Source organism: Arthrobacter sp. R1-13 (genome assembly GCF_054161475.1).
The window spans coordinates 2,055,761-2,076,751 of the sequence record NZ_CP096420.1; the positions used below are offsets into that span (position 1 = coordinate 2,055,761).

Below are 20,991 nucleotides of genomic sequence, written 5' to 3' on the forward strand. Positions count from 1 at the left end.
ATGGGAGCGGTGATGTGCGGTTACTTGACCGCACCGAGGGAGAGGCCTTGGACGAGTTTGTCCTGGGCGGCGAACCCTGCAAACAGAACGGGAAGGGAGATCACGACGGCCGCGGCGCAAACTTTCGCCAGGAACAGGCCCTGGCTGGAAACGAAGCCGGTCAGGAAGACCGGCGCCGTCCCGGCCATGACGCCGGTGAGGACCCGGGCCAGGAGCAGTTCGTTCCAGCTGAAGATGAAGCAGATCAGAGCAGTGGCGGCGATGCCGGGCATCGCCACGGGAGCCACCACCGCGCGGAGTGTCAGGAGGAGGCCTGCTCCGTCGATTTGAGATGCTTCGAGCATTTCCACCGGGACTTCAGCAAGGAAGGAGCGCATCATCCACACTGCGATGGGCAGGTTCATGGACGTGTACATCAGGATCAGGAACCAGATGTTGTCCAGCCCGCCGATGGTTTTTGCGAAGAGGAACAATGGCAGGACAGCCGCGACGATTGGCAGCATTTTGGTGGAGAGGAAGAAGAACATGACGTCTGTCCACTTTTTGATCGGCCTGATCGAAAGCGCGTAGGCGGCCGGGATGGCCAGGACCAGCACCAGGACGGTGGACAGGACAGAGGCCGTAGCCGAGTTGATCAGCGGGGGCCACGGGCTGACGCCGGAACTGGCGCCGAAGAACTCCTCGTAGGCATCAAGGGTCAGGGGCGCGAAAAGGGATGGCGGATTCGTCGCGGCGTCCGTCTCGGAGTGGAAGGACGTCAGGACCATCCACAGGACCGGGGCGACAAACAGCAGGGCCAGCAGCCAGGCGGCCATGCCTGCGGCGGTGTTGTTTCGGGTGGGATCCATCCGCGACTTGCCGCGGCCGGATGTGAACAACCCGCGCCGGCCGGGGCCGGTGTTCAGGGCCGTGGGCGATGTTGAACGGGCATGGTCCGAGTTGCTGGGTGCGGCAGGAGTGTGGATGCTCATCGTGCTGCCTCCTTCTTGAAGAGCGAGAAAACGGTGCGGAGCGCGAAGGTGGCAACGATGATCGTGCCGATGACAACCACGACGCCGGTAGCTGAGGCCAGGCCGTATTCGTTGGCGAAGTAGAACGTCTGGTAGATGGAGTACGGCAGGTTCGCTGTGCCCAGGCCGCCGGACGTGAGGGTAAAGACGGCGTCGAAGTTCTGGACGATGTAGATGGCGCCAAGCAGGCCGCCCAGTTCCAGGTACTGGCGAAGGTGCGGCAACGTCAAGTGGCGGAAGATTTCCCAAGGGCTTGCGCCGTCCATCTGGGCAGCTTCCACGGTGTCCATGGGACGGGACTGCAGACCGGCCAGCAGAATGAGCATCATGAAAGGCGTCCACTGCCAGACCAGGGAAAGGATAACGGCCGTCAACGGAGCCTGTGAGAGTAGGTCCGGCTGAGGTGGTGTGTTGCTTCCAAAGAGTGACCAGATCCAGGTCAGGATTCCGTTGATCAGCCCGTATGTCGGGTTCAGGAGGGCATGCTTCCACACCAAGGCGGCAGCAACCGGAACCACCAGGAACGGGGCAATCAGCAGCGTGCGGGCAAGTCCGCGGCCGATGAACTTCTTGTCCAGCAGCAGTGCCAGGACCAGCCCGATGAGCAGGCTGGCCAGGACAACCGAGACCGTGAGGATGACGGTGGTGAAGATGGCTTGGCGCAGGTCCGCGTTGGTGAGGACTTCCACGTAGTTGCTTAAACCGGCGAACCCCGTCTGGTCCGGGCGCAGGCTGTTCCAGTTCATAAAGGAAATGATCAGGGTGGCAGCGAAGGGAAGCTGCGTGACGATGATGAGGAAGATCAGGGCAGGCAGCAGCGGCGCGCGCCGTGCCCACGCCGCGGCGCGTTCACGGGCCCTGGCGTCTTTGGAAGGTTTGAGGGCGCTGTGTCCTTGACGGGCCACGCGCGCTGTTGCGGTAGTCATCATGTTCTCCTGCCGTTCTGTGGCCCGCCCGCAGGCGGGCCACAGCTCCGCTTGGTGGGTGGTTACTTCTTGTACTTGTCGCCGATTTTCTGAGCGGCTTCCTGGCCCTTGGCCAGCGCGTCCTCAACAGTCCCCTGTCCGGCGATGGCCGAACTCACGCCCTGCGAGACAGTTGTGCCGAGGTCGGCGAATTCAGGAATTCCGACAAACTGGATGCCGACGACCGGACGTTCCTGCACGCCCGGGTTCTTCGGGTCTGCGTTTTCAATGGCGGAACGTTCTGCTTCGAAGAACGGGGCTGCCTTCTGGAATTCGGCGTTCTCGTACGTGGAGATGCGCTTGCCGGACGGAACCTTGGCCCAACCCAGCTTCGACGCCACCAGTTCTTCATACTTCTTGGAACTGGCCCACGCGATGAACTTGCCAGCAGCATCCTGCTTTTTGGACGCTGCCTGCACGCCCCAGGACCAGGTCCAGAGCCAACCTGAGGAATCCGTCTCCTTCACGGGAGCCTGGGCGTAACCGATTTTTCCCTTTACGGGCGATCCATCGGCTTCGAGGGCGCCTGCTGCGGAGGTGGCGTCGTACCACATGGCCACCTTGCTCTGGCTCATGTTGTTCAGGCATTCTGTGAACCCTGCCTGCGCCGCGCCGGCTTCACCGTGCTTCTTCACCAGATCCACATAGAACTTGGTGGCTTCGACGAATTCCGGGGAGTTAACCTGGGCATTCCAGTCTTTGTCGAACCAGGTGCCGCCGAAGGTGTTCACCACGGTGGTCAACGGGGCGAAGACCTGCCCCCAACCCGGCTGGCCGCGGAGGCAGATGCCCTTCATGCCCGGCTCGGCACCATCAGCCTGGGCTGCAAGTTCGGCCACCTGGTCCCAGGTGGGCTTCTCCGGCATGGTCAGGCCCTTGGCGTCCAGGATGTCCTTGCGATACATCAGGAAGGAAGACTCGCCGTAGAACGGTTCGCCGTAGAGCTTGCCGTCCTCTCCCGTCAGGGATGCCGTGTAGGCGGGAAGGATATCCTCCTGGTTGAACTCGGCGTCGTTGGCCACGCTATCCAGCGGTGCCAGCCATTTGTTCGCGGAATAGAACGGGATCTCATAGTTCGAAAGGGAGGCGACGTCGTACTGGCCGGCCTGGCTGGAGAATTCCTGGCTGATCTTGGCGCGTACATCGTTCTCCGGCAGGATCGTGTAGTTGACCTTGATGCCGGTTTCCTTGGTGAAGTTATCGGCAGTGAGCTTCTGCAGGTCCTCCATCTGGGGGTTGTTCACCATCAGGACGTTGATACTGTTCTGGTCACCGGCAGACGTGCCTCCGCCGGCGCCCGAACAGGCTGAGGCAGCCAGGGCCAGTGTCAGGGCACCAGCGGCGAGGGTGGCAGCGCGAATTTTCGGGCGCATTTAAGGACTCCTTTGTTCTTCAGGGGGTGCACAACCCATCCGCTGACTGCTGTGTCAGGCGGTGGGCTGAAGCGCGAGGCAAAGACTAAGTAGGGGGACATGCCTCGCTGATGTACTTCAAGACTAGGCGTGTGGGATAGGGCACAACTAGCGCCCCTCTTTCCAATTTCTGATACAAATTTTCCGGCTGTGGCAATGGCATCAGCGCTATCATAGGAACGAGCGGCATCCGTCCTGTCCACAGTTCATAAGCATTATTTTCGAAGATTTGAGCATGATATTGGAGACTTGCCATGGCCACAGCCATTTCAGTTGACGCCGGCTCCGTCGATGGCGCTGCGGCCAGGCTTGCCGAACGCCTTCTCGGGATGCAGGCCAACCGTGAGGTCATCCCGACCGATCCAAACCACTCCGTAAGATGGCATGAACACGACTATCCGAGTCCCATTGCACGCTGGAACTACCACCCCGAATATGAGATCCACCTGATTCGCAAGGGAACAGGAAAATTCATCGTGGGTGACCACATCGGCACCTTTGAAGCGGGCCATGTTGCCCTCATCGGGTCCGGACTCCCCCACGACTGGGTCAGCGACCTCCAGCCCGGTGAGGTCCTGGAACGGCGAGACGCCGTCATCCAGTTCGACGGTAAATGGGTCCAGCAGTGCGCCGCCCTGATACCCGAGCTGGCCGAACTCCATTTGCTCCTGGATCAGTCATCGCGGGGGATCCAGTTCCTGGGCCAGACAGCGCAGAATGCAGCGGTGTCCATAGAAGCCATGGGCGTATCTGACGGGCTGTCCCGGCTACGTCACCTGTTCGAACTGTTCGCTGTCCTGGCCCACGCCCCGCTTGAAGACCGTCTCTACCTCGCAGATGAGTGGTTCCGGCCCCAGCTGGACCGACAGGCCGCCGCCGTCGTCGATATAATTCTCGAATACGTCTTCAACAACCACACCGGCGACGTCAGAATGTCTGAAGCGGCGTCCCTGGTAGGAATGTCCGAGCCAACTTTTTCGAAGTATTTCAAGCGCGCCACCGGCCAGAACTTCAGCGACCTCGTGCGCAAACTACGCCTTGCCCACGCCCGACGCCTCCTCGAAGCCACGGACACTCCCATTTCCACCATCTGCTACGAAGTCGGCTTCTCCAACCTGTCCAACTTCAACCGGCATTTCCTCAACGACACCGGAGAAACCCCTAGAGACTTCCGCCGGCGCGTCCAGAGCTGACCATCCCACTTGTCAGCTTGCCTATGTGGGAAACGCGGTTCTTCGCGCGGCAACTGCGACGAAGAGAGCAGCAGCAGCAAGCCCGGCCATGACGATCGGCAGGACTAAACCATCGAAGTTGCTGATCAAGACTGCACCTGCCACAGCGGCGGCAAAGATTGCAAGGTTGAAGGCTACGCCAAGCATCGAGTTGGCGACGTCGGCATTTTCGCCGCTTGCCGCACTGATGGCCGTCTGCAGTTGGGCTGCTGCGCCTCCGAAGGCGATGCCCCACAGGACGATCGCTACAAGGACTGCCGCCAATGACCCGTTACCCACAACGAAGATTACGCCGGCCACAATGAAGGACCCGAGGCTCAGCAGAACCAGGCGTCGGAGGCCTTTGTCGATCACTGCACCGGTGAACGCAATTCCGGCGATGGCCGCCACACCGAACGTCAGGAGTGCGACGTCGACCGAGAGCTGAGAGCCTGCCGTGCGGAGATAGGAGCCAATGTACGTGTACATGATGTTGTGCCCAAGCATCCACGCGACGATGATGGCCAGGACTGCTGCGACGCCCGGGATGCCGAAGACGCGGACCAGCGGCACACGAGTCCCTTTCCTTTGACCTGGTGCATCCGGCACAAGGATGGCGGCGAGCAGGACGGTGACGATCGTCAGGATCGAGAGCACGCCGAAGGACCAACGCCAGTCAAAGGTCGTACCAAGCCACGAACCGAAGGGCGTTCCCACTGCCAGGCCTATGGGCGTTCCAAGGGATGCAACAGACAAGGCACGGCCGGAATGTTCAGGAGCTGTGATGCGCCGGGCGTAGCCGGCGAGCATCCCCCACAGCAGGCCGGAAAATGCACCCGCCAGGAACCGCGCTCCCAGGGAGAGCATGATGTCAGCGGAGAACCCCGTAATGAGGTTCGCTGCCAGGAAACCGAGGATTCCAAAAATGAAAACAGGCTTCCGGCGTATGCCACGTGTCACGGTGATTGCGGGTATTGCCGCAATCACTGTTCCCAGGGCGTAGGCACTGACGAACTGTCCGGCGGTCCCCTCAGTGATGTTCAGCCCCGAAGCGATCTGCGGCAATAGGCCGGCGGGCATGGTTTCGGTGGCAATTAAAATGAATCCCATCAGGGCCATGACCAGCAGGGCTGCCCAGGGAAAGCGCCCGGCCCGGACGGAAAGATCGCCCTCCCGTGGCGATGCCTTCGTATCCTCAAAGGTGCCGAGATTTTCGTGGGTCAGGCCCTCGAAGGGTGCTTCGCCCACGGGATCCTGAAGGGTTGCTCGAGTCAAAACGGCTCCGTTCTTAGGGAGAGTATTCGGAGTGGCTGGGGCTCCCGCTCAGTCTGAGGAGGCCAACGTGGCGGTGAATTCGCCCGTCCGGTCCCGGATCGAGGCGAGGTCGTCAAACGATCCGACCCGCACGATTCCAGGGAAGTACCCGACGTGCTCGTAGTAGAGAACGAGGGCCTGGTCAGGCGCGTAGTAGCCGATGGTCAGTGGATCTGCATCATCACCGGCGGGTACGCCGTCGAGCGAAAGGGGCTCCGGAAGCTTTGCGATTTTTTCTTGCCCACCGTGATCGCTGAAGGAGAGCGTCAGCGGAAGCTGCTCGATCAGGGAGCGTGCGGTCGCGTTGCCTGAGAGGGTTCCGGTCACGGCCTCGCCATCGATCCGGATGGTGATCCTGGTGCTGTCTGCGGCGCTGGCGGAGGACGGACCTGGCGAGGATGCGGATGACACGGCGGCCGCCGAAGTTAGTTCTGGCTGGGAGGGCGCCGGCGTCGTGGCGGAGCCAGGACCGTTCGAAGGTGTGCTGCACCCTGCCAGGGGCAACGCCGGCACGATGATCGCAGCCAAGATGAGTTTCTTCAGGCGCATGGGAGATGGTTCCCCTTCGAGTCAGGTGAAAGTTTGGTCCATTCCAGCAAAGCAGTCGGCAAACAACAGAGGGAGCCTCTGTTGTTACGGGCACTGGGAGGGACCCCTAAAACGGTGAACCGTCCCGCCAATGAAAGTTCATTCCACACAGGACGGCCCCAAAGCTGCTACCGCTCCTACGCGGTGTAGCCACCATCGACAGGAAGCGCGACGCCGGTAACGCAGCTGGCGGCACCGCTGCAGAGCCACAGCACAGCAGTGGCGATCCTCATGCCGGTCATCCTTGGATCCTGCTTCCCGTGTAGTCGGCCAGCGAGCCGAGGAGCGCCGCCTGGAAACGTTCATCGTTTACGGCCTGATGCGGTAAATCAACCGCCCAGGCCGATGCATCTCCGCCGTAAGGACGAAGGGAGCGACGACGTTCACCGGTAAGAGGGACGGCCCGCCGATAACGCCGGCGTTGTGGATTACTGCGTCAAAGCGCCCCAAGGTGTTTGCTTGCTTGACCAGACGACGTAAGTCGTCGGGCTTGGCCAGGTCACCCACCACAGCCTGTGCGCCCCGGTCGAGGAGATCATGAACGGCAGGCAGTCGGTGGGCGGTGCGGGCATGTGCGACGACGTCGTGGCCGTCGTCAAGCAGCGCTTCGGCAGCGGCGCGTCCTAGCCCGTCGCTGGAACCGGTAACGAGGATGCGGGACACTTTTCTCCTTGCTGTTAGGGCGCTCAGTCGAGCGGTGTCACGAAGGTGCGGAAGTCCTTCCCATCGCTATAGATGCCCCAGAGTGTCTCGGACAGGGCAGCCGGCTCGTGGGCGGGGTCGCCTCCACCTATCCCCAACGGAATAATGAGCTGCGCAACATGGATTCCTTCGGGCGCCAGAGCGTCGTGCAGCATCTGAGCGTACGCGGATTCTGCGGCAAACGCGGCGGAGGTGCCGGCGTACTTGTGATTGGGCCGCACGGCGCTGGAGCCATTGATGAACAGGGCTGTTCCTCTGCCGAGGGCGCGCATGCCGGGAAGTACCGCCTTGACCGCGGCTGCCGCGCCCAGCGCAGAGAATTCGAGCGCCCAGCGCAATTCTTCGTGTGTCGTATCAAGAACGGGCCGCAGATATTCCCTGGATGGCACGGGGCTGTACTGGAGGACTTCGACGACGCCCAGTTCCTCGGCGACCCTGGTGAGGGCGGCGTTGAGCGACTCAGTATCGCGGACGTCGGCGGCGTAACCGCGGGCGGTGATTCCGTCGTCGGCTAATTCCGCGGCGAGCGCATCGACCTTTTCCTGGGTACGGGAAAGGAGAGCAACGTTGAAGCCTTCGGCGCCGAAGCGCCGGGCGGAGGCGAGGCCAAGGCCAGGTCCTGCACCGATGATCGCGATCGTAGTCTTCATGGTGTTCTTCCTTCTTGCACGTAGGCAGGACGAAATGTCCCGCTGATCGGGGCCTAAAGGCTGCACTCTTATACGGTGCAGCTCGGAGTGTCATGGGGCGTTCAGCGGCGGCAGCACCGCCGTCGTCAGCCGTCCGTGTGTGTCCTTTCGGGTGCCGGCCGGACGGCGTCTCCGTATTCGCTCGCCGCCCACGACGCAAGTAGTTGCATGCGCTGAGCCGACGGGGACCCTGGCTCCGCGGTATAGATCGTGAGTGTCAGGCCGGGCTCAGCAGCCATCTCCAGGCCTTCGAACGCGAGGGTCATCTCTCCGACCACCGGGTGATTGAACGTCTTGAAGCCAGTGCCGTGGTGCCGGACGTTGTGGGCACCCCATCGTTTGCGGAACTCCTCGCTGCGGGTTCCCAACTCACCAATGAGGTCATGGAGCTCCTTGTTGTGCGGGTCCCGGCCCGCCTCCGTGCGGAGGATGGAGACAGTCACCTCCGCGAAAGCATCCCAGTCCGGGTAGAACTCATAGGCACGCTCATCAAGGAAGGTGAACCGGGCGATGTTTGGCGGATGGCCCGGCATGTCATAGCAATACTTGTAGAAGGCGCGTGCCAAGGGATTGACCGCCAACAGATCCATACGGCCATTGCGAACAAATGCCGGACCAGCCGTGATCGCATCGAGCGCCCACTGCAGGCTCTGGTGCGGCACATAGGACTTCGAGGTCCGCCGCCGCGGCGGTCGTGCAACCGGGCTGGCCGCGTGAGCAAGGTCGAACAGGTGGGCCCGCTCAGCGTCGTCCAGGCACAGAGCCCTGGCGATACTCTCGAGCACCTGCGGCGAGGCCCCGCTGATCGCACCGCGCTCCATGCGCGTGTAATACTCAACGCTCAAACCAGCCAATGTGGCTACCTCGCTACGGCGCAAGCCGCTGACACGCCGGTTCGTCCCGGCAGGCAATCCCACCTGCTCAGGGGCGACCTGAGCGCGCCGCGAGAGGAGAAATTCGCGTACTTCCGCTCGGTTGTCCATGTCGTCAACGCTAAGCCAACCCAACCGCCCGTGGGAGTCCCTTGCAGTACCCCTATCCCCCCGTATCGCCCGTGCGGCTGAAATTCACGCCTGACAGCGCTCCGCCATCTTTCCGTTGAGGGAATCGAGGTCCGGGCTCTCGCGCGTCGCGCATCACCGGCGGTGACGTAAAGCATGCCATCCGGCTCAAAAGCCAAGCGACCGCCATCGTGGTAGCTTGCAGCGGCGATCCACCGACCATGGCGCCCCCAACGCGGGTCGCCACGGTTTGAGTGTTGCCCGAATCAGGTGTAGGCCAAGAGGCTTCCCGCGACTGTGACGCCTGACCACGACGTGAGTGAGATGACGGCGGCCACCTGCGCAGCTACGGGCGTTGACCGGCCTGTGTCCCAGTCGGCCACGCCGCGGTAGGTGCGCTTATGAAAGATCAGGATGTTCACGCCTGCGAGCACGATGAGGCTGAGCTTCCATAAGGCGCTGCCCCGGTCGGCGATGAGGGTCGCGCTGGACAGGAACATCACCACGCCGGTGGCCGCTGCGATCATGAATCCGAGTTGTGACAGGGGAAGGAGATGGTTGGCAGCGGTCGTCACCCGCAGCGTCTGCCGGCCCAGTCCAAGCAGCCGAAGATCGAAGGCCGCGGCCGGACCGATGAGGAGGGCGATACCGATGATGTGGAGGCTCCCGAGGACCGGATACAGGTAGTCCGTGCCACGGACAGCCTCGGCGAGCCAGCCGTCTTCCAGCCAGGAGAGGATTTCACTCATGACTGGCGCCTAGAGCCGACGCGTGCGTGCTCGCAGATAAACGGCCCCACCCGCGACGATGGCCACCAGTGCGCCGCCGACCACTGCCCACACCGCAATCGGTGTGATGTTGTCGGAATCCGCGTTGCCCGAGATGGCTTCGTTGGCCTCCTCCGCGCCTGGCGCGGCACCCACGGCGCGGTCGGGATACGGGGCCGTCAGCGGCGTCGCAGGCAGCTGGCTACCAAGCACCTGGTTTACCGGGCGGCCGTCCTCGAACCAGAACACGACCGGACGGAACTCATCGGTATGGCTCAGGCCGATGTACCCGACCGCTTCGACCCTCTCTCCGTCTACGAGTGGGCGGTCAAGACCCCATCTGCCTGTGTAGCTCGGAGGGGCGATGACGACCGCCAGTTCTTCATGGGAACCACTGTAGGACGGAGCCTCGTTGATTGGGCCGCTGGCCTCGGGAGCCTGGAGCTGCTCGGGCAGATCCAGTTCAGGGGTGTCAGCAGGCAGGGCGTTGTCGATGGTTAGAGTGAAAAAGGAATGTGGCTCGCCCCATCGGACCTCCGAGACGGTACCCGCAATGTAGTAGGGGCGGGCGGTGTCGAAGTCATCGAACCCGTGATGTGCCTGAGCGGGACCGGCGGAGAACACGGTGAGCATGGCAGCAGAGGCTAAGGACGCGGTCGCCAGCTGGAGAGTACGGGCGTTGGTGCGGGTCAGTGGTGCGATCATCATGCTGATGCCCATGTGAGTTGGTCCTTTCGAAATGATTCGCATCCAGCAAACCCCATCCCGCAGGGAAGAGGGAGACCCTGTGATGAGAGGTACTGACAGGGTCTCCCTGAGAATTGAGCTGGCTCTCGGGCCAGCGCGACCGGTGCTTTCGACACAGGCGTCGAGCAGGCGATGTCAGGTTTCTGGAAGGGACCGGTTAGCCCTGGGACCAGCAGTTCGAGATGACCGTCCCACCGATCCTTCACAATGACCAGCGACGGAAAGCCCCGTTGGGCAGGGCTCCTCTGTAGCGATGCGGGAGGACTAGAGAATCGCCGCACGGCGTTGACGATCAGCGTCATGTTCAGGCCCTTGCCGAGAACCCGGCTGATCATAACTCTGACCACAAAGCCGGTGGCTCCGATCATGAGCAGGAAAAGCACCATGAAAGACGCCGTATCGTCCTTTTTCGCGCGCTTCGTGCAAGTCATGCGAAAAAATGCTACGTCCGTGTCCGCACTTCTGGGGGTTTTGTACACATGGTCTGCTCGTTGCTGGTGGGAGTGGGCATCGGTCAATGTGGGTGGAGTTGTTAGACATGCTGAGCTGGCCGTGCCATCCGGCCCATGGCCTGCACCACCATCCGGCGGGGCAGGAACTTGGTTGCGATGGCCAGCGGCCGGCCGTTGGTCACCACCGACGGCGGCGCGAAGCGACGGTCGAGCGACTCGAGCGCCATCCGCACAACGTGCTGCGGTGTCGCCCTGGCGGCGCCGTAGTCGGCGGACTGACTGCCTGCGGCGTCGAAAAACTCGGTCTGCATCGCACCCGGACACACTGCGAGCACGCCGAGTCCGGAGCCGCGAGCCTCCTCCCACAACGACTCTGTGAAGCTCAGGACGAACGCCTTGGTGGCCCCGTACACACTGAGATAGGGGGTCGGCTGGAGACCGAGAAGGCTCGCGACATTGATGAGCACCCCCTTGCCGGTCTTCAGTGAATCGAAGTACGCGTGACTCAGGTCCACGAGGGAACTGACATTCAAGGCGATCATGCTCTGGAGGCGCTCGGGGTCCTCGTCGCCGAACTCGTCATGGCTACCGAAGCCGGCGTTGTTGATCAGGCTCGTCGCCCGGATACCCCGGCCTTCGAGCTCGGCACGAAGTGTTCGCCCGGCATCTGGTCGACCGAGATCGCGTGCAATGACGGTTACTTTGACCTGGTGGGCGAGCGTGAGCTCCTGCGCAAGCGCCTCTAGGCGGTCGGCGCGCCTGGCAACGAGGACGAGATCGGAGCCCCGGCCCGCGAGCTGCCGGGCGAACTCGGCTCCGAGGCCGGAGCTTGCACCGGTCACGATGGTGGTTTCGGTTGTGTAGTCGACTTTGCTCATACCTACATGATATGCACAGCCATGCACTCAGTGCAAGGATTCGCTTAGCGTGCAAACGTGTACCATAAGTGCATGGTTGCTTCACCTCCTCCCCTTCGTCAACAGACGCGCGCCGTCGTCCGCTCTCTCATTGCCCAGACCGCCATGGCCGTGTTCGCCGAAAAGGGCTACGACGAGACCACCGTGGACGAGGTGGCCGCCGCCGCCGGCGTCTCCAGACGCACGCTGTTCAACTATTTCAAGAGCAAGGAGGACCTGGCCCTCAGCGGACTGGCAGAACAGGGCGAGCGGATCGCTGAACGCTTCGCAGCCTCCCCTGCAGATGAAGACATCTGGGAGTCCCTCCGTGCGGCCTTCCGTGTGCTTGAAGAGATCGAGACCACCGCTGAAAGACGGCTTGAGATCGTCACCCTCCTCTTCGGCAGTGAATCACTGCGCGGCGGGCACGCGGAAAAGCAGTCGCGCTGGCAGGAACTGCTCGCGCCCCAGATCGAGCAGCGACTCCCCCACTCCGAGTACCGACGGCTTGAGGCCCGAGCGATCGCAGCAGCGGCGATCACATCCCTGCAAGCCGCCACGGAGGAATGGTCGCGCCTGGGCGGGCGAGTCGACCTCTTCGAACTCTACGATGCGGCAGTCCAGGCGGTCCGCCGCGCACACTGAATCGCCTGACCGATTCGAACGCAGTCCCACACCGATATGGTTCCGCACAGCTATGCCGGGGCCAGCTCCTGTCGTTTAGGGTCTTCCTGATCCGATCTCAGAAGGACGGTGCCAGCGAGCCAGGAAGTCTAGGCCGACGCGTCAGCGGGCGTCCCACGAGGCGAACGGCGCGCGTTGCCGCGCCAACGACGAGATTGAAGGCCTCGTCAGGGCTGAAGTCATGGCGGTAGCCGTTGATCCAGAACATCAGAACCATCAGCGTCCAGGTCGTGGGCTTATTGCCGTCGATCAGCGGCTGAAACCGCGCCACCGACTCGAGAAGCGCCGTTGCCTTCATCGCTAACTGCGGATAAGCTTCGACCCCCATAACAGTGGTCGCAGGCGTCGCCAGGGCCGAGGCCAAGAGCCCATGTCGCGGATATGGAACCCATATCGGTCAGCGCCCTGTAAAGCGTGCTCAATCGCGAGGTAATCGGTCACCCATCCTAAAGGGAATACGTGCAAATAGAGCTTTTCCTGCCCATCATTCGCGGAGGTTTTCTACGAGTCAGCGCGGACCATTGCCTGTTCCGGAAGGGCAGCCCTAGACTTCCGTCAGGCTGGTTCCTTGCCGGTTCGGATAAATGACTTAGGAGATCACTGTGGCGCCCAAATTCGGCCTTCTTGCATTATTTGAGGCAAAGCCCGGGAAGGAGCAGGAAGTGTGGGATTTCCTGAACGGTGGCCGTGAAATCGTGCTTGACGAACCCGGCACGCGTACTTGGTATGCCTTCCGCGCCAGCGAAACCACCTTCGGCATCTTTGACACTTTTGACACTGAGGAGGACCGGCAGGCGCACCTCAACGGGGCTATTCCGGCCGCGCTCAGCGAACACGGGCCGGCAATGCTGGCAGGGGACCCGAACATCCGGATGATCGAGCTGATCGCCGTTAAGTAGGTTTGCTCCTAACTGGCCCGTCCGGCTTTGACGGCTGCTTGTTCGTCGGTTGCCAGAGCCGCATGACGGACTTGCTGCGAATCAGCGTTTTCCAGGCAGGCAGCAAACGGCTCGCTTAGGTCAGCCGTTGTTTCGCTGCTCTTCGGCAAGTTCCTCGGCCTTCTGGCGTCGCTTTTCGGCCTCCTTCTGGGCCTCTTCACGCTGCTTGTCGGCTTCCTTTTGCGCGTCCTCCAGCGCTTCCTGCTGCTCTTCAGTGAGTGAAGATTCAGGTGCAGAGACGGTCGGGGCCGGAGTAGTTGGTGCCGGAGCGGGGGTCATGGCCGCTTCCAGGTCAGTCCTGATGGTGCTGATGGCGGCTTCGATGCGGGCCTTCCGCTGCCCTGACATCTTTCCCTGCCCAGCAGCTGCGGTGACCTCCTGGCCCAGCTGCTCGAGCTGGGCCAGTGCTGCTGGGTAGTCCTGCTCCGCGGCGGATTGTTTTGCCGCAGCCACGCGCGTCTGCAGGTTCGCGGCCACACCGCCGTCGAGATCCGGCCCGGCCGAGCAGCCAGCAAGGAGGAAAAGGCCAAGGCAGGCGGCCAGGACAGCAGTCAGCGTTCTTGGGCATTGGTTCATGGCGTGACGCTTTCTTCCAGTTCCTTGAAGTGTTCGCCGAGCTGTCCGGGGACTGCCGACGTGGACGTGTCCACCGGCGCGGGCGCAGGCTGCCGGATGGATGTCAGCAGCACGGCCAAGAGGAAAACCACGACGACGGCGGCCGCGGCCAGGAGCCACAGCCGGCGGCCCCGGAGGCGGCCCAGTTTCTCCCGCGGACCCTGCCGGGCAGGTTTCGGTTCTGCCGAGGCCGGGCTGCGTGACGGCATGGTGGGTGCCGGGTGCCAGGACGTGGCGTTGGTTGCCTGGCTGTCCGCGAGGGCGGGCAACCGGGTGGCTGCTCCCGCCGCCTTCTTGCCGACCGGATCCGGTTGGCCTTGTTGACCCGCCTGGCCCGGGGGATGAGGAATAGGAGGTTTGGTGGAGTTCAGGACCCGGGTGGCCGGGGAAGGTGCAGCCGCCATCGATTCTGTTGCCGGCGCCGAGCTGGTCGGAATAGACCACTCGCCGGCGGTGCCGAATGTTGCGGCCACGTTTGCCGCGTCCGGGCGGTCCTGCGGGTCCCGGGCGGTCATGCCGGTGAGCAGGGACTTCCAGCGCGGGCCCAGGGAATCAGGAATCTCAGGACCGCGGGAGAGCCGGGCAACGGCGGCTTCCAGCGGAGGGCCAGGGAAGGCCACGGTCCCGGTAAGGGCTTCCAGCAGCACCAGGCCCAGGGAGTAGACGTCCGCAGGCGGTCCCACCTTGTCTCCGCGGGCCTGCTCCGGGCTCAAGTAGGCCGCTGTTCCGGGGACCATGTTCGTAGCGGTGAGGCGGGCGCCGTCGAGCATTCTTGCGATGCCGAAGTCGGCGAGCTTGGGCCGCAACGGCGACTCTGCCGCGTAGCGGGTCAGCAGGATGTTTGCAGGCTTCACGTCGCGGTGCACCACGCCGCGGTGGTGGATATAGTTCAGTGCTTCGGCGAGTTCGGCGCCGAGCCTCGCCGTTTCCGCGCCGGTCAGCGGTCCGGCTGCGAGATGCCGGCGAAGGTCGGTTCCGGAAACCAGTTCCATGACCAGGAAGGGGACTTCCCGGTGGCCGCGAAGCAGCGTTCCGGTGTCGAAGAGCGTGACCAGGCCGTGGTGGTTCATCTGGGCGAGCATCCGTGCTTCCGACTGCTGCCGGGCCAGTTCCTCCGGGTCGGTGATGTCGTCCCGGAAGATCTTCAGCGCCACCTCCCGGTCGAGGACCAGGTCGGTTCCGCGGTGGACGCTTCCCATGCCGCCGTGGCCCAACACTTCCCCCACCCGATAGCGCTCGCGCAGGACCGTCCCGGCCATACCGGTGTCCGTACTTTCGGTCATGGAACCTGCCTTCCGTCACCAATCACTTTAGCCGGGGCTCCACACGGCAGATTCTGTGGCCATGCGCTTTATGATTCTCGAATGGGGGAAAGTCCGAGTGGAGAAGCATACGGTTAAGCACAAGCCGACCTACGTGGAGATTGGCATTCGGACATTCATTCCGCCAGCCAGAGTTGACGCTTCCATGTGTAACTATGCGCATTCGAGCTACACATTCGGTGGCGCGATGCCGGCTAACCCCTGCGACCACTTCCACACCGCCGTCTATCGGAGGCGAATGGATCTCAGGCAATCGGATAGGCCACAAAAGCGAAACGTGTGCCATCTGGGGACCAGCTGTGGACGTTGATCGTGCCCTGTCCGCCGAAGACCGGGTAGCGCTGAATTGGGCTTGACCAATCCCCCGGAGAGACGACTACGACCTCGACGTCGAGATCCCCAGGGTGACCCAGTGTTCCGGCTGGGTAAGAGATGTAGGCGGCAGCGCGATTGTCAGCGGACAGATGTGGGAACCAGTCGACCGTCTCGCTGGTGACGAGACGCTGGATTGTTCCACTGCTTTCGTGGATCCGTGCCAGCTGAGCGTGCCCTGGGGTGTTGGTAAAGCCTTCCGTATTGAAGTAGATCCACTGACCATCGGGGGACCATTCGGGGCCGTCGATATGCCCGTATCCGGTATCGAGGCGAGATACTTCGCCCCCCGACGTTGGCAATACCGCAAGCTTCCCGTGGTCTCCAAATTCCTTGAGTTCAACGTAGGCCAGGCGCTTGCCGTCCGGCGAGACTCCATGAAGGAAGTGCCTCATACCGTCGTTGGGCGTCATCTGCTCGACCGCACCCCCGTTGAGTGCAGCGCGGTAGATGTGTCCGTCATTCGCCGAAAGGAATATGTGTTCTCCATCCGGGTCCAGCACGTGGTCATTGTTCAGTTCGGGAAGCCCATCGAACATGATCGGCCGAAGACCGGCTTCCGGGTTTGCGACATCCAGTGCCCAGAGCAGGCCGCCACCGTTAAGGTAAAGGTTCCTGCCGTCAAGGGACCAGTTCGGTGCTTCGATCCGGAGTTCGTCGGTCTCAAAGAGGAGGGTCGGATGGGCGTAGGTCGGTCCGCCGATGAGTACCTGGCATCGTTGGCCGTCGGCGAGGTGGGGAGCAAGTGACATTCGAGAATTCTCCTATTCACGTGTCCAACCAACTTAGGCGCCTGCCGCAGCTCAGGGCCGTAGGACACAGGACGGGCTAACCGTTGCCGCCCCGGTACGGTCTGGACAGCGCCCTAAACAAGGGAATGTCCATAAACAGCATCCGAATGTCTATTTCTGCATCTCAGTGATGCACCTAACGTTCAATGTGGTTCTCCTATTGAGCTCGGAACAAGATTAACGGCCTTGGGTTTGCACACGCTTTGGCACATATACCGCCAGATGGCCCGGCGTCGTATGGCCTACTCATGGCCGGGGTCCAATCCTTGGAGCAGTAATATTGGGCGCATGGATGCCGATGCGCGGTCAGCCGCCGAATTAGAGACTGCGTCGACGGTATTCGCGGAGGTCCGTTCTCGCTTGTTCGGAATTGCCTACCGGATGCTCGGCAGCGTCGGCGAGGCGGAGGACATTGTCCAGGAGACTTGGGTTCGATGGCAGACATGCGATCGCAGCCTTGTCCGGAATGCGCCGGCGTTCCTGGCGACCACCGCCACCCGTCTTGCCATCAATGTGGGGCAGTCGGCACGTGTCCGTCGTGAAACGTATGTCGGTCCTTGGCTGCCCGAGCCGGTGGAGACAAGCGCCGACCCTGAACTGGGCGCCGTTAATGGTGAAGCGCTTGAGTTTGCCGTGTTGCTGATACTGGAAAAGCTGTCACCGACAGAACGGGCCGCGTACGTGCTGCGGCAAGCATTCGACTACCCGTATGAGCAGATTGCGGAGATCATCCAACAGACAGAAGCGAATGCCCGTCAGTTGGTCAGCCGGGCGCGCAAACGCCTTGCCGAGGAGAAACGCGCAGCGGTGAGCGTCAGCGAGCAGCGGCGTCTGCTGGAAGCATTCCTAGCTGCGGCGCGTACCGGGAACCTGACTGCGCTGGAAGAACTCTTCGCCGCGGACGTCATCAGCTACTCCGACGGCGGCGGTAAGGTTCGGGCTTCCAAGTTCCCTGTTGTAGGCAGGGAACGGGTCGCGAAGTACTACCGTGCATTCGCGGCGCGCTTCTGGGATGGTGTCGATACCGAGCTCTTCATGGCTAATGGCCAGCCTTCAGCACGGCTGGCGCAGGATGGGGTGGTGTTTGCTGTGGTGACTCTCACGGCGTCTGCCGATGGTATTGATCGGCTTTTGTGGACGATGAATCCGGACAAGCTCTCCGGCGTGACGAGGGTTGAGCCGGTCATGTGGCGCCGCTAATGTCTGAGACTAGCCGGGCCCAGCATGGTCTGGTGGGCGTGGATGAACTTCACTTGGTTTGCGTCCGCGTTCGACACGGACGATGCGTTTTACCGGCTGATGACGATGCTGCAGATGGGAGGTGTGCTGCTGCTGGGTGCAGGTGTGCCCGCGGCATTCAACGACGGTGACTATCTGGCGGTCACTCTTGGTTTCATTGTGATGCGCGTCGGGTTGATCGCCCAATGGCTACGGGCTGCGATTGAGAATCCGGCCAGCCGCCGGACGGCGTTCCGATACGCAGTCGGGTTCGCGGTCATTCAACTGGGCTGGGTCCTGCGGTTGGTGTTGCAGCAGGCGGGGTTGTTGTCGGGGCAGTTGCAGCTCGTCGCGTTCGTGATGCTCGCTATTTTGGAGCTCACCGTTCCGTTATGGGCCGAACGCACAGGTCACAGCAGCTGGCACCCGCATCATATCGCCGAGCGGTATGGCCTGTTCGCGATCATTCTGCTCGGTGAAAGCGTGCTGGCCCCATCGAATGGAGTGGCCGCTGAATTGAGATCCGGCGGCGTGAGCGTATACCTGATTGCTGTCTCTGCGGCCGGCCTCGCGTTGTTGTTCTCCCTGTGATGGCTGTACTTCCTACACCCCGCGGGTGACGCGTTGTCTGCAAATCGTGACAAATCGTACCAATGGGGATATTGGCACTTCGCCATTTTGCGGCTCGCCGCTCACGACCCGGCCAGCCATTCGTCCGGCGCTGATATTGCCAGCGGTGGGGACGGTGCTGGTGATGCCGGCGAGCGTCAGTGCGATCGGGGTTGTCGGAGTGGTGGGCGGAATCGCGGTTGTATGTGCGCTGGTCGTCGTGGTGACGGCATTGCAGCCCGGACAGAAGAGGGAAGCAAGCTGATCGGATCACGGATTCTGCCGTATGGCACTTTTCAACTGCTCCCAAAGTTGGCCCAGACAAGCTCACCGGATTTACGAAATACGGCGCTGAACTAGCGCGCAATCTTCCAAGGCTGTCACAGATTGATTTGGTACCCGGTCATAGCTGGTGGACGGAATGCCACACATTCCGTATGCCACTAACGGAAGGAAGATCATGAAGATCGTAGTTATCGGCGGCACTGGCCTGATCGGCAAGCAGGTTGTGGAAATCCTTAGCAGTCAGGGCCATGAGGCGAAAGCGGCGTCCCCTTCTACCGGAGTGGATTCGGTGACCGGCCAGGGATTGGATGAGGCGATGGTGGGGGCGGACGTAGTTATCGACCTGACAAACACTGCCGAGTTCGATGAGAAGGTAGTCGTTCCCTTCTTCTCCACTTCATCCCGCAATCTTCTCGCCGCCGAGAAAAGGGCCGGCGTGCAGCATCATGTGGCTCTGTCGGTCGTTGGAACCGACCGTATCGGCGTCGGCTACTTTGCCGGAAAAACTGCGCAGGAGAAGGCTGTTAGAGAAGGCGGAGTGCCCTACACCATTCTGCGGGCTACTCAATTCTTTGAGTTCATCCCGATGATCGCTGACGCCGGAACACGCGACGGGTCCGTTTATGCGACAAGTTACCTGATGCAGCCGATGGCTGCTGCGGACGTTGCTCGCATTGTGTCGGAGACGGCGGTCTCGCCTGCGATTGACGGCGTCCTTGAGATGGCGGGCCCTGAGCGCGCAGGACTTAATGAATTCGTGTCGCGGGTTCTCGCGGCCCGCAATGATTCCCGCCCAGTGGTCATTGATACCGAAGCCGGCTACTTCGGTATACGGATTGAAGAGACGAGCATCGTTCCCGTCGGTGAAACCCGCATCGGGGACATCACCCTCAAAGAGTGGCTGAACGTGAGGTCATAGTCTCTCCGGCGTTACAGGGGCAGGCATCTGACCGACGGCCGTTGTGAGCCTATGAACGGCACGACTATGAGGCAGAACCCGGACTTGGACGGGACCACCCTGCTCAGGTTGTCACAGATTGTGTTGGTACCCGGTCATAGCTGGTGGACGGATGTAGCTGCATCCCTCTACGTCACTTATCGGAAGGAAGATCATGAAGATCGTAGTTATCGGCGGCACTGGCCTGATCGGCTCGAAACTGGTCAGCAAGCTCCGCGAACACGGACACGAAGCAGTGGCCGCTTCCCCTGACAGGGGTGTGAACACCCTCACGGGCGAAGGTCTCGCGGACGTGCTCCAGGGAGCCGACACTGTAGTCGACGTGTCCAACTCGCCATCGTTTGAAGATGCAGCAGTGCTGAACTTCTTCACTACATCTACCGGCAACCAGCTCGCCGCGGAGAAGGAAGCCGGTGTCCGGCACCACGTCGCGCTGTCGGTCGTGGGCACCGAGCGCCTGCTTGAGAGCGGCTACTTCCGGGCGAAAATCGCCCAAGAGAAGCTCATCAAGGAATCAGGCCTGCCCTACTCGATTGTTCATGCGACGCAGTTTTTTGAGTTCGTCAAGAGCATCGCCCAGGCCGCGACCGAGGGAAACACTGTTCGTCTGTCACCTGCCCTGATCCAGCCTATGGCCGCTGAGGACGTGGCCACCGCGGTTGCCCGTACCGCCGTCGGAAGTCCACAAAATGCCACCGTTGAGGTCGCCGGCCCAGAGCAATTCGGTCTCGACGAGCTCATCCGCAAGGGCCTCAGCTTCCGTAGCGACCCCCGCGAGGTCGTCACCGACCCCAACGCACGCTACTTCAACGCCCTGCTCCAGGATGGCGAACTGCTTCCTGGCAACGAAGCGACCATTTATAACACCCGCTTCGAAGAATGGCTGAACCAGCAGTAACCGGACAGAGAGGGGTGCCCTTCACAGAGGACGTTGAAGGGCACCCCTCCCCCAGCTTGTTCGATAGAAGGCAATACTTTCTGAAAGCAGACCGCCATGGGCAATCACATTCGCTTGAACCAAGCCGTACCAGCGGCATACAAGACCTTGCTCCTCCTTAACGACGAGTCCTCTACCGCCGCCGGCGTAGCAGGACTGGAACCCCTCCTCATCGAACTCGTCAAGATTCGCTGCTCCCAAATCAACGGCTGCGCGTTTTGCCTCAGAATGCACATCCGTGACGCCATCACTCACGGCGAAACCCAGGATCGACTCGCCGTCCTGCCCGCCTGGCGGGATACGCAGTACTTCACCCCAGAAGAGCGACATGCCCTTGCCATCGCGGAGAGCACCACCCTGATCTCCGGCCGACTCTCCCTGCGCCAAGACGACGCGGCAGCACTTAACGAGGACCAGATAGCCGCAGTGGAATGGGTGGCAATCACAATCAACGCGTTCAACCGGGTGGCAATCTCCAGCCACTACGATGTCCGCAACTGACCTCGGG

24 protein-coding genes are annotated in these 20,991 nt (G+C 61.9%); 8 read left to right on the forward strand and 16 right to left on the reverse strand.

Annotated elements, in window-relative coordinates:
* Positions 1-20 precede the first annotated feature (20 nt).
* The 3 genes from M1D88_RS09370 to M1D88_RS09380 form a co-directional block, all read right to left on the reverse strand.
* On the reverse strand, positions 21-971 hold the full coding sequence (locus M1D88_RS09370; RefSeq protein WP_458114237.1) for a carbohydrate ABC transporter permease: 951 nt from the start codon (positions 969-971) through the stop codon (positions 21-23).
* Positions 968-1,936: a carbohydrate ABC transporter permease gene (locus M1D88_RS09375; protein ID WP_458114238.1), complete on the reverse strand. Its 969-nt coding sequence runs from the start codon at positions 1,934-1,936 to the stop codon at positions 968-970. The genes M1D88_RS09370 and M1D88_RS09375 overlap by 4 nt, the downstream gene beginning before the upstream one ends.
* Positions 1,937-1,998: 62 nt before the next feature.
* The gene (locus M1D88_RS09380; RefSeq protein WP_458114239.1) at positions 1,999-3,348 is read right to left on the reverse strand and encodes an ABC transporter substrate-binding protein; all 1,350 of its coding nucleotides are present in this window, start codon (positions 3,346-3,348) and stop codon (positions 1,999-2,001) included.
* Positions 3,349-3,641: 293 nt separating this feature from the next.
* Here M1D88_RS09380 and M1D88_RS09385 point away from each other — a divergent pair, with 293 nt between their 5' ends.
* Positions 3,642-4,580, forward strand: a complete 939-nt coding sequence (locus M1D88_RS09385) for a helix-turn-helix domain-containing protein (RefSeq protein WP_458114240.1) — start codon at positions 3,642-3,644, stop codon at positions 4,578-4,580.
* A 21-nt stretch (positions 4,581-4,601) separates the two neighbouring features.
* On the opposite strand, the gene M1D88_RS09390 is transcribed toward M1D88_RS09385, so the two are convergent.
* From M1D88_RS09390 to M1D88_RS09430, 9 genes are all read right to left on the reverse strand, one after another.
* On the reverse strand, positions 4,602-5,873 hold the full coding sequence (locus tag M1D88_RS09390; RefSeq protein ID WP_458114241.1) for an MFS transporter: 1,272 nt from the start codon (positions 5,871-5,873) through the stop codon (positions 4,602-4,604).
* 48 nt (positions 5,874-5,921) lie between these two features.
* Entirely contained in the window at positions 5,922-6,461 is a 540-nt protein-coding gene (locus tag M1D88_RS09395) for a cyclophilin-like fold protein (RefSeq protein WP_458114242.1), read from the reverse strand.
* 176 nt (positions 6,462-6,637) lie between these two features.
* Positions 6,638-6,733: an SDR family oxidoreductase gene (locus M1D88_RS09400; RefSeq protein ID WP_458114243.1), complete on the reverse strand. Its 96-nt coding sequence runs from the start codon at positions 6,731-6,733 to the stop codon at positions 6,638-6,640.
* Between the two features lie 76 nt (positions 6,734-6,809).
* Positions 6,810-7,163: an SDR family NAD(P)-dependent oxidoreductase gene (locus tag M1D88_RS09405; RefSeq protein WP_458114244.1), complete on the reverse strand. Its 354-nt coding sequence runs from the start codon at positions 7,161-7,163 to the stop codon at positions 6,810-6,812.
* 23 nt (positions 7,164-7,186) lie between these two features.
* Positions 7,187-7,852 (reverse strand): SDR family NAD(P)-dependent oxidoreductase, encoded by a 666-nt coding sequence (locus M1D88_RS09410; RefSeq protein ID WP_458114245.1) that lies wholly within the window; start codon positions 7,850-7,852, stop codon positions 7,187-7,189.
* 125 nt (positions 7,853-7,977) lie between these two features.
* Positions 7,978-8,874, reverse strand: coding sequence for a helix-turn-helix transcriptional regulator (locus tag M1D88_RS09415; protein WP_458114246.1), 897 nt, complete (start codon positions 8,872-8,874; stop codon positions 7,978-7,980).
* Between the two features lie 284 nt (positions 8,875-9,158).
* The gene (locus tag M1D88_RS09420; protein WP_458114247.1) at positions 9,159-9,641 is read right to left on the reverse strand and encodes a hypothetical protein; all 483 of its coding nucleotides are present in this window, start codon (positions 9,639-9,641) and stop codon (positions 9,159-9,161) included.
* Between the two features lie 9 nt (positions 9,642-9,650).
* On the reverse strand, positions 9,651-10,379 hold the full coding sequence (locus tag M1D88_RS09425; protein WP_458114248.1) for a DUF6152 family protein: 729 nt from the start codon (positions 10,377-10,379) through the stop codon (positions 9,651-9,653).
* Between the two features lie 559 nt (positions 10,380-10,938).
* Positions 10,939-11,736, reverse strand: a complete 798-nt coding sequence (locus tag M1D88_RS09430) for an SDR family NAD(P)-dependent oxidoreductase (protein ID WP_458114249.1) — start codon at positions 11,734-11,736, stop codon at positions 10,939-10,941.
* Between the two features lie 72 nt (positions 11,737-11,808).
* On the opposite strand from M1D88_RS09430, the gene M1D88_RS09435 reads away from it, so the two are divergent.
* Positions 11,809-12,399, forward strand: a complete 591-nt coding sequence (locus M1D88_RS09435; protein WP_458114250.1) for a TetR/AcrR family transcriptional regulator — start codon at positions 11,809-11,811, stop codon at positions 12,397-12,399.
* 97 nt (positions 12,400-12,496) lie between these two features.
* Here M1D88_RS09435 and M1D88_RS09440 read toward each other — a convergent pair whose 3' ends face one another.
* Positions 12,497-12,766 carry a hypothetical protein gene (locus tag M1D88_RS09440; RefSeq protein WP_458114251.1) on the reverse strand — a complete coding sequence of 90 codons (270 nt, stop codon included), beginning with the start codon at positions 12,764-12,766 and terminating at the stop codon, positions 12,497-12,499.
* Positions 12,767-13,040: 274 nt separating this feature from the next.
* On the opposite strand from M1D88_RS09440, the gene M1D88_RS09445 reads away from it, so the two are divergent.
* On the forward strand, positions 13,041-13,337 hold the full coding sequence (locus M1D88_RS09445; protein ID WP_458114252.1) for a putative quinol monooxygenase: 297 nt from the start codon (positions 13,041-13,043) through the stop codon (positions 13,335-13,337).
* A 120-nt stretch (positions 13,338-13,457) separates the two neighbouring features.
* On the opposite strand, the gene M1D88_RS09450 is transcribed toward M1D88_RS09445, so the two are convergent.
* From M1D88_RS09450 to M1D88_RS09460, 3 genes are all read right to left on the reverse strand, one after another.
* Positions 13,458-13,952: a hypothetical protein gene (locus tag M1D88_RS09450; protein WP_458114253.1), complete on the reverse strand. Its 495-nt coding sequence runs from the start codon at positions 13,950-13,952 to the stop codon at positions 13,458-13,460.
* Positions 13,949-15,274 (reverse strand): protein kinase domain-containing protein, encoded by a 1,326-nt coding sequence (locus M1D88_RS09455; protein ID WP_458114254.1) that lies wholly within the window; start codon positions 15,272-15,274, stop codon positions 13,949-13,951. The genes M1D88_RS09450 and M1D88_RS09455 overlap by 4 nt, the downstream gene beginning before the upstream one ends.
* 284 nt (positions 15,275-15,558) lie before the next feature.
* The gene (locus M1D88_RS09460; RefSeq protein ID WP_458114255.1) at positions 15,559-16,437 is read right to left on the reverse strand and encodes a biopolymer transporter Tol; all 879 of its coding nucleotides are present in this window, start codon (positions 16,435-16,437) and stop codon (positions 15,559-15,561) included.
* Between the two features lie 327 nt (positions 16,438-16,764).
* Here M1D88_RS09460 and M1D88_RS09465 point away from each other — a divergent pair, with 327 nt between their 5' ends.
* The 5 genes from M1D88_RS09465 to M1D88_RS09485 all read left to right on the forward strand — a co-directional run bounded on the left by M1D88_RS09465 (position 16,765) and on the right by M1D88_RS09485 (position 20,984).
* On the forward strand, positions 16,765-17,676 hold the full coding sequence (locus tag M1D88_RS09465) for an RNA polymerase sigma-70 factor (protein ID WP_458114256.1): 912 nt from the start codon (positions 16,765-16,767) through the stop codon (positions 17,674-17,676).
* 42 nt (positions 17,677-17,718) lie between these two features.
* Entirely contained in the window at positions 17,719-18,285 is a 567-nt protein-coding gene (locus tag M1D88_RS09470) for a low temperature requirement protein A (RefSeq protein ID WP_458114257.1), read from the forward strand.
* Between the two features lie 478 nt (positions 18,286-18,763).
* Positions 18,764-19,507: an SDR family oxidoreductase gene (locus tag M1D88_RS09475; protein WP_458114258.1), complete on the forward strand. Its 744-nt coding sequence runs from the start codon at positions 18,764-18,766 to the stop codon at positions 19,505-19,507.
* Between the two features lie 193 nt (positions 19,508-19,700).
* Positions 19,701-20,444 (forward strand): SDR family oxidoreductase, encoded by a 744-nt coding sequence (locus tag M1D88_RS09480; protein WP_458114259.1) that lies wholly within the window; start codon positions 19,701-19,703, stop codon positions 20,442-20,444.
* 96 nt (positions 20,445-20,540) lie between these two features.
* Complete coding sequence (locus tag M1D88_RS09485; protein WP_458114260.1) at positions 20,541-20,984, forward strand: carboxymuconolactone decarboxylase family protein; 444 nt, start codon at positions 20,541-20,543, stop codon at positions 20,982-20,984.
* Positions 20,985-20,991: the final 7 nt, after the last annotated feature.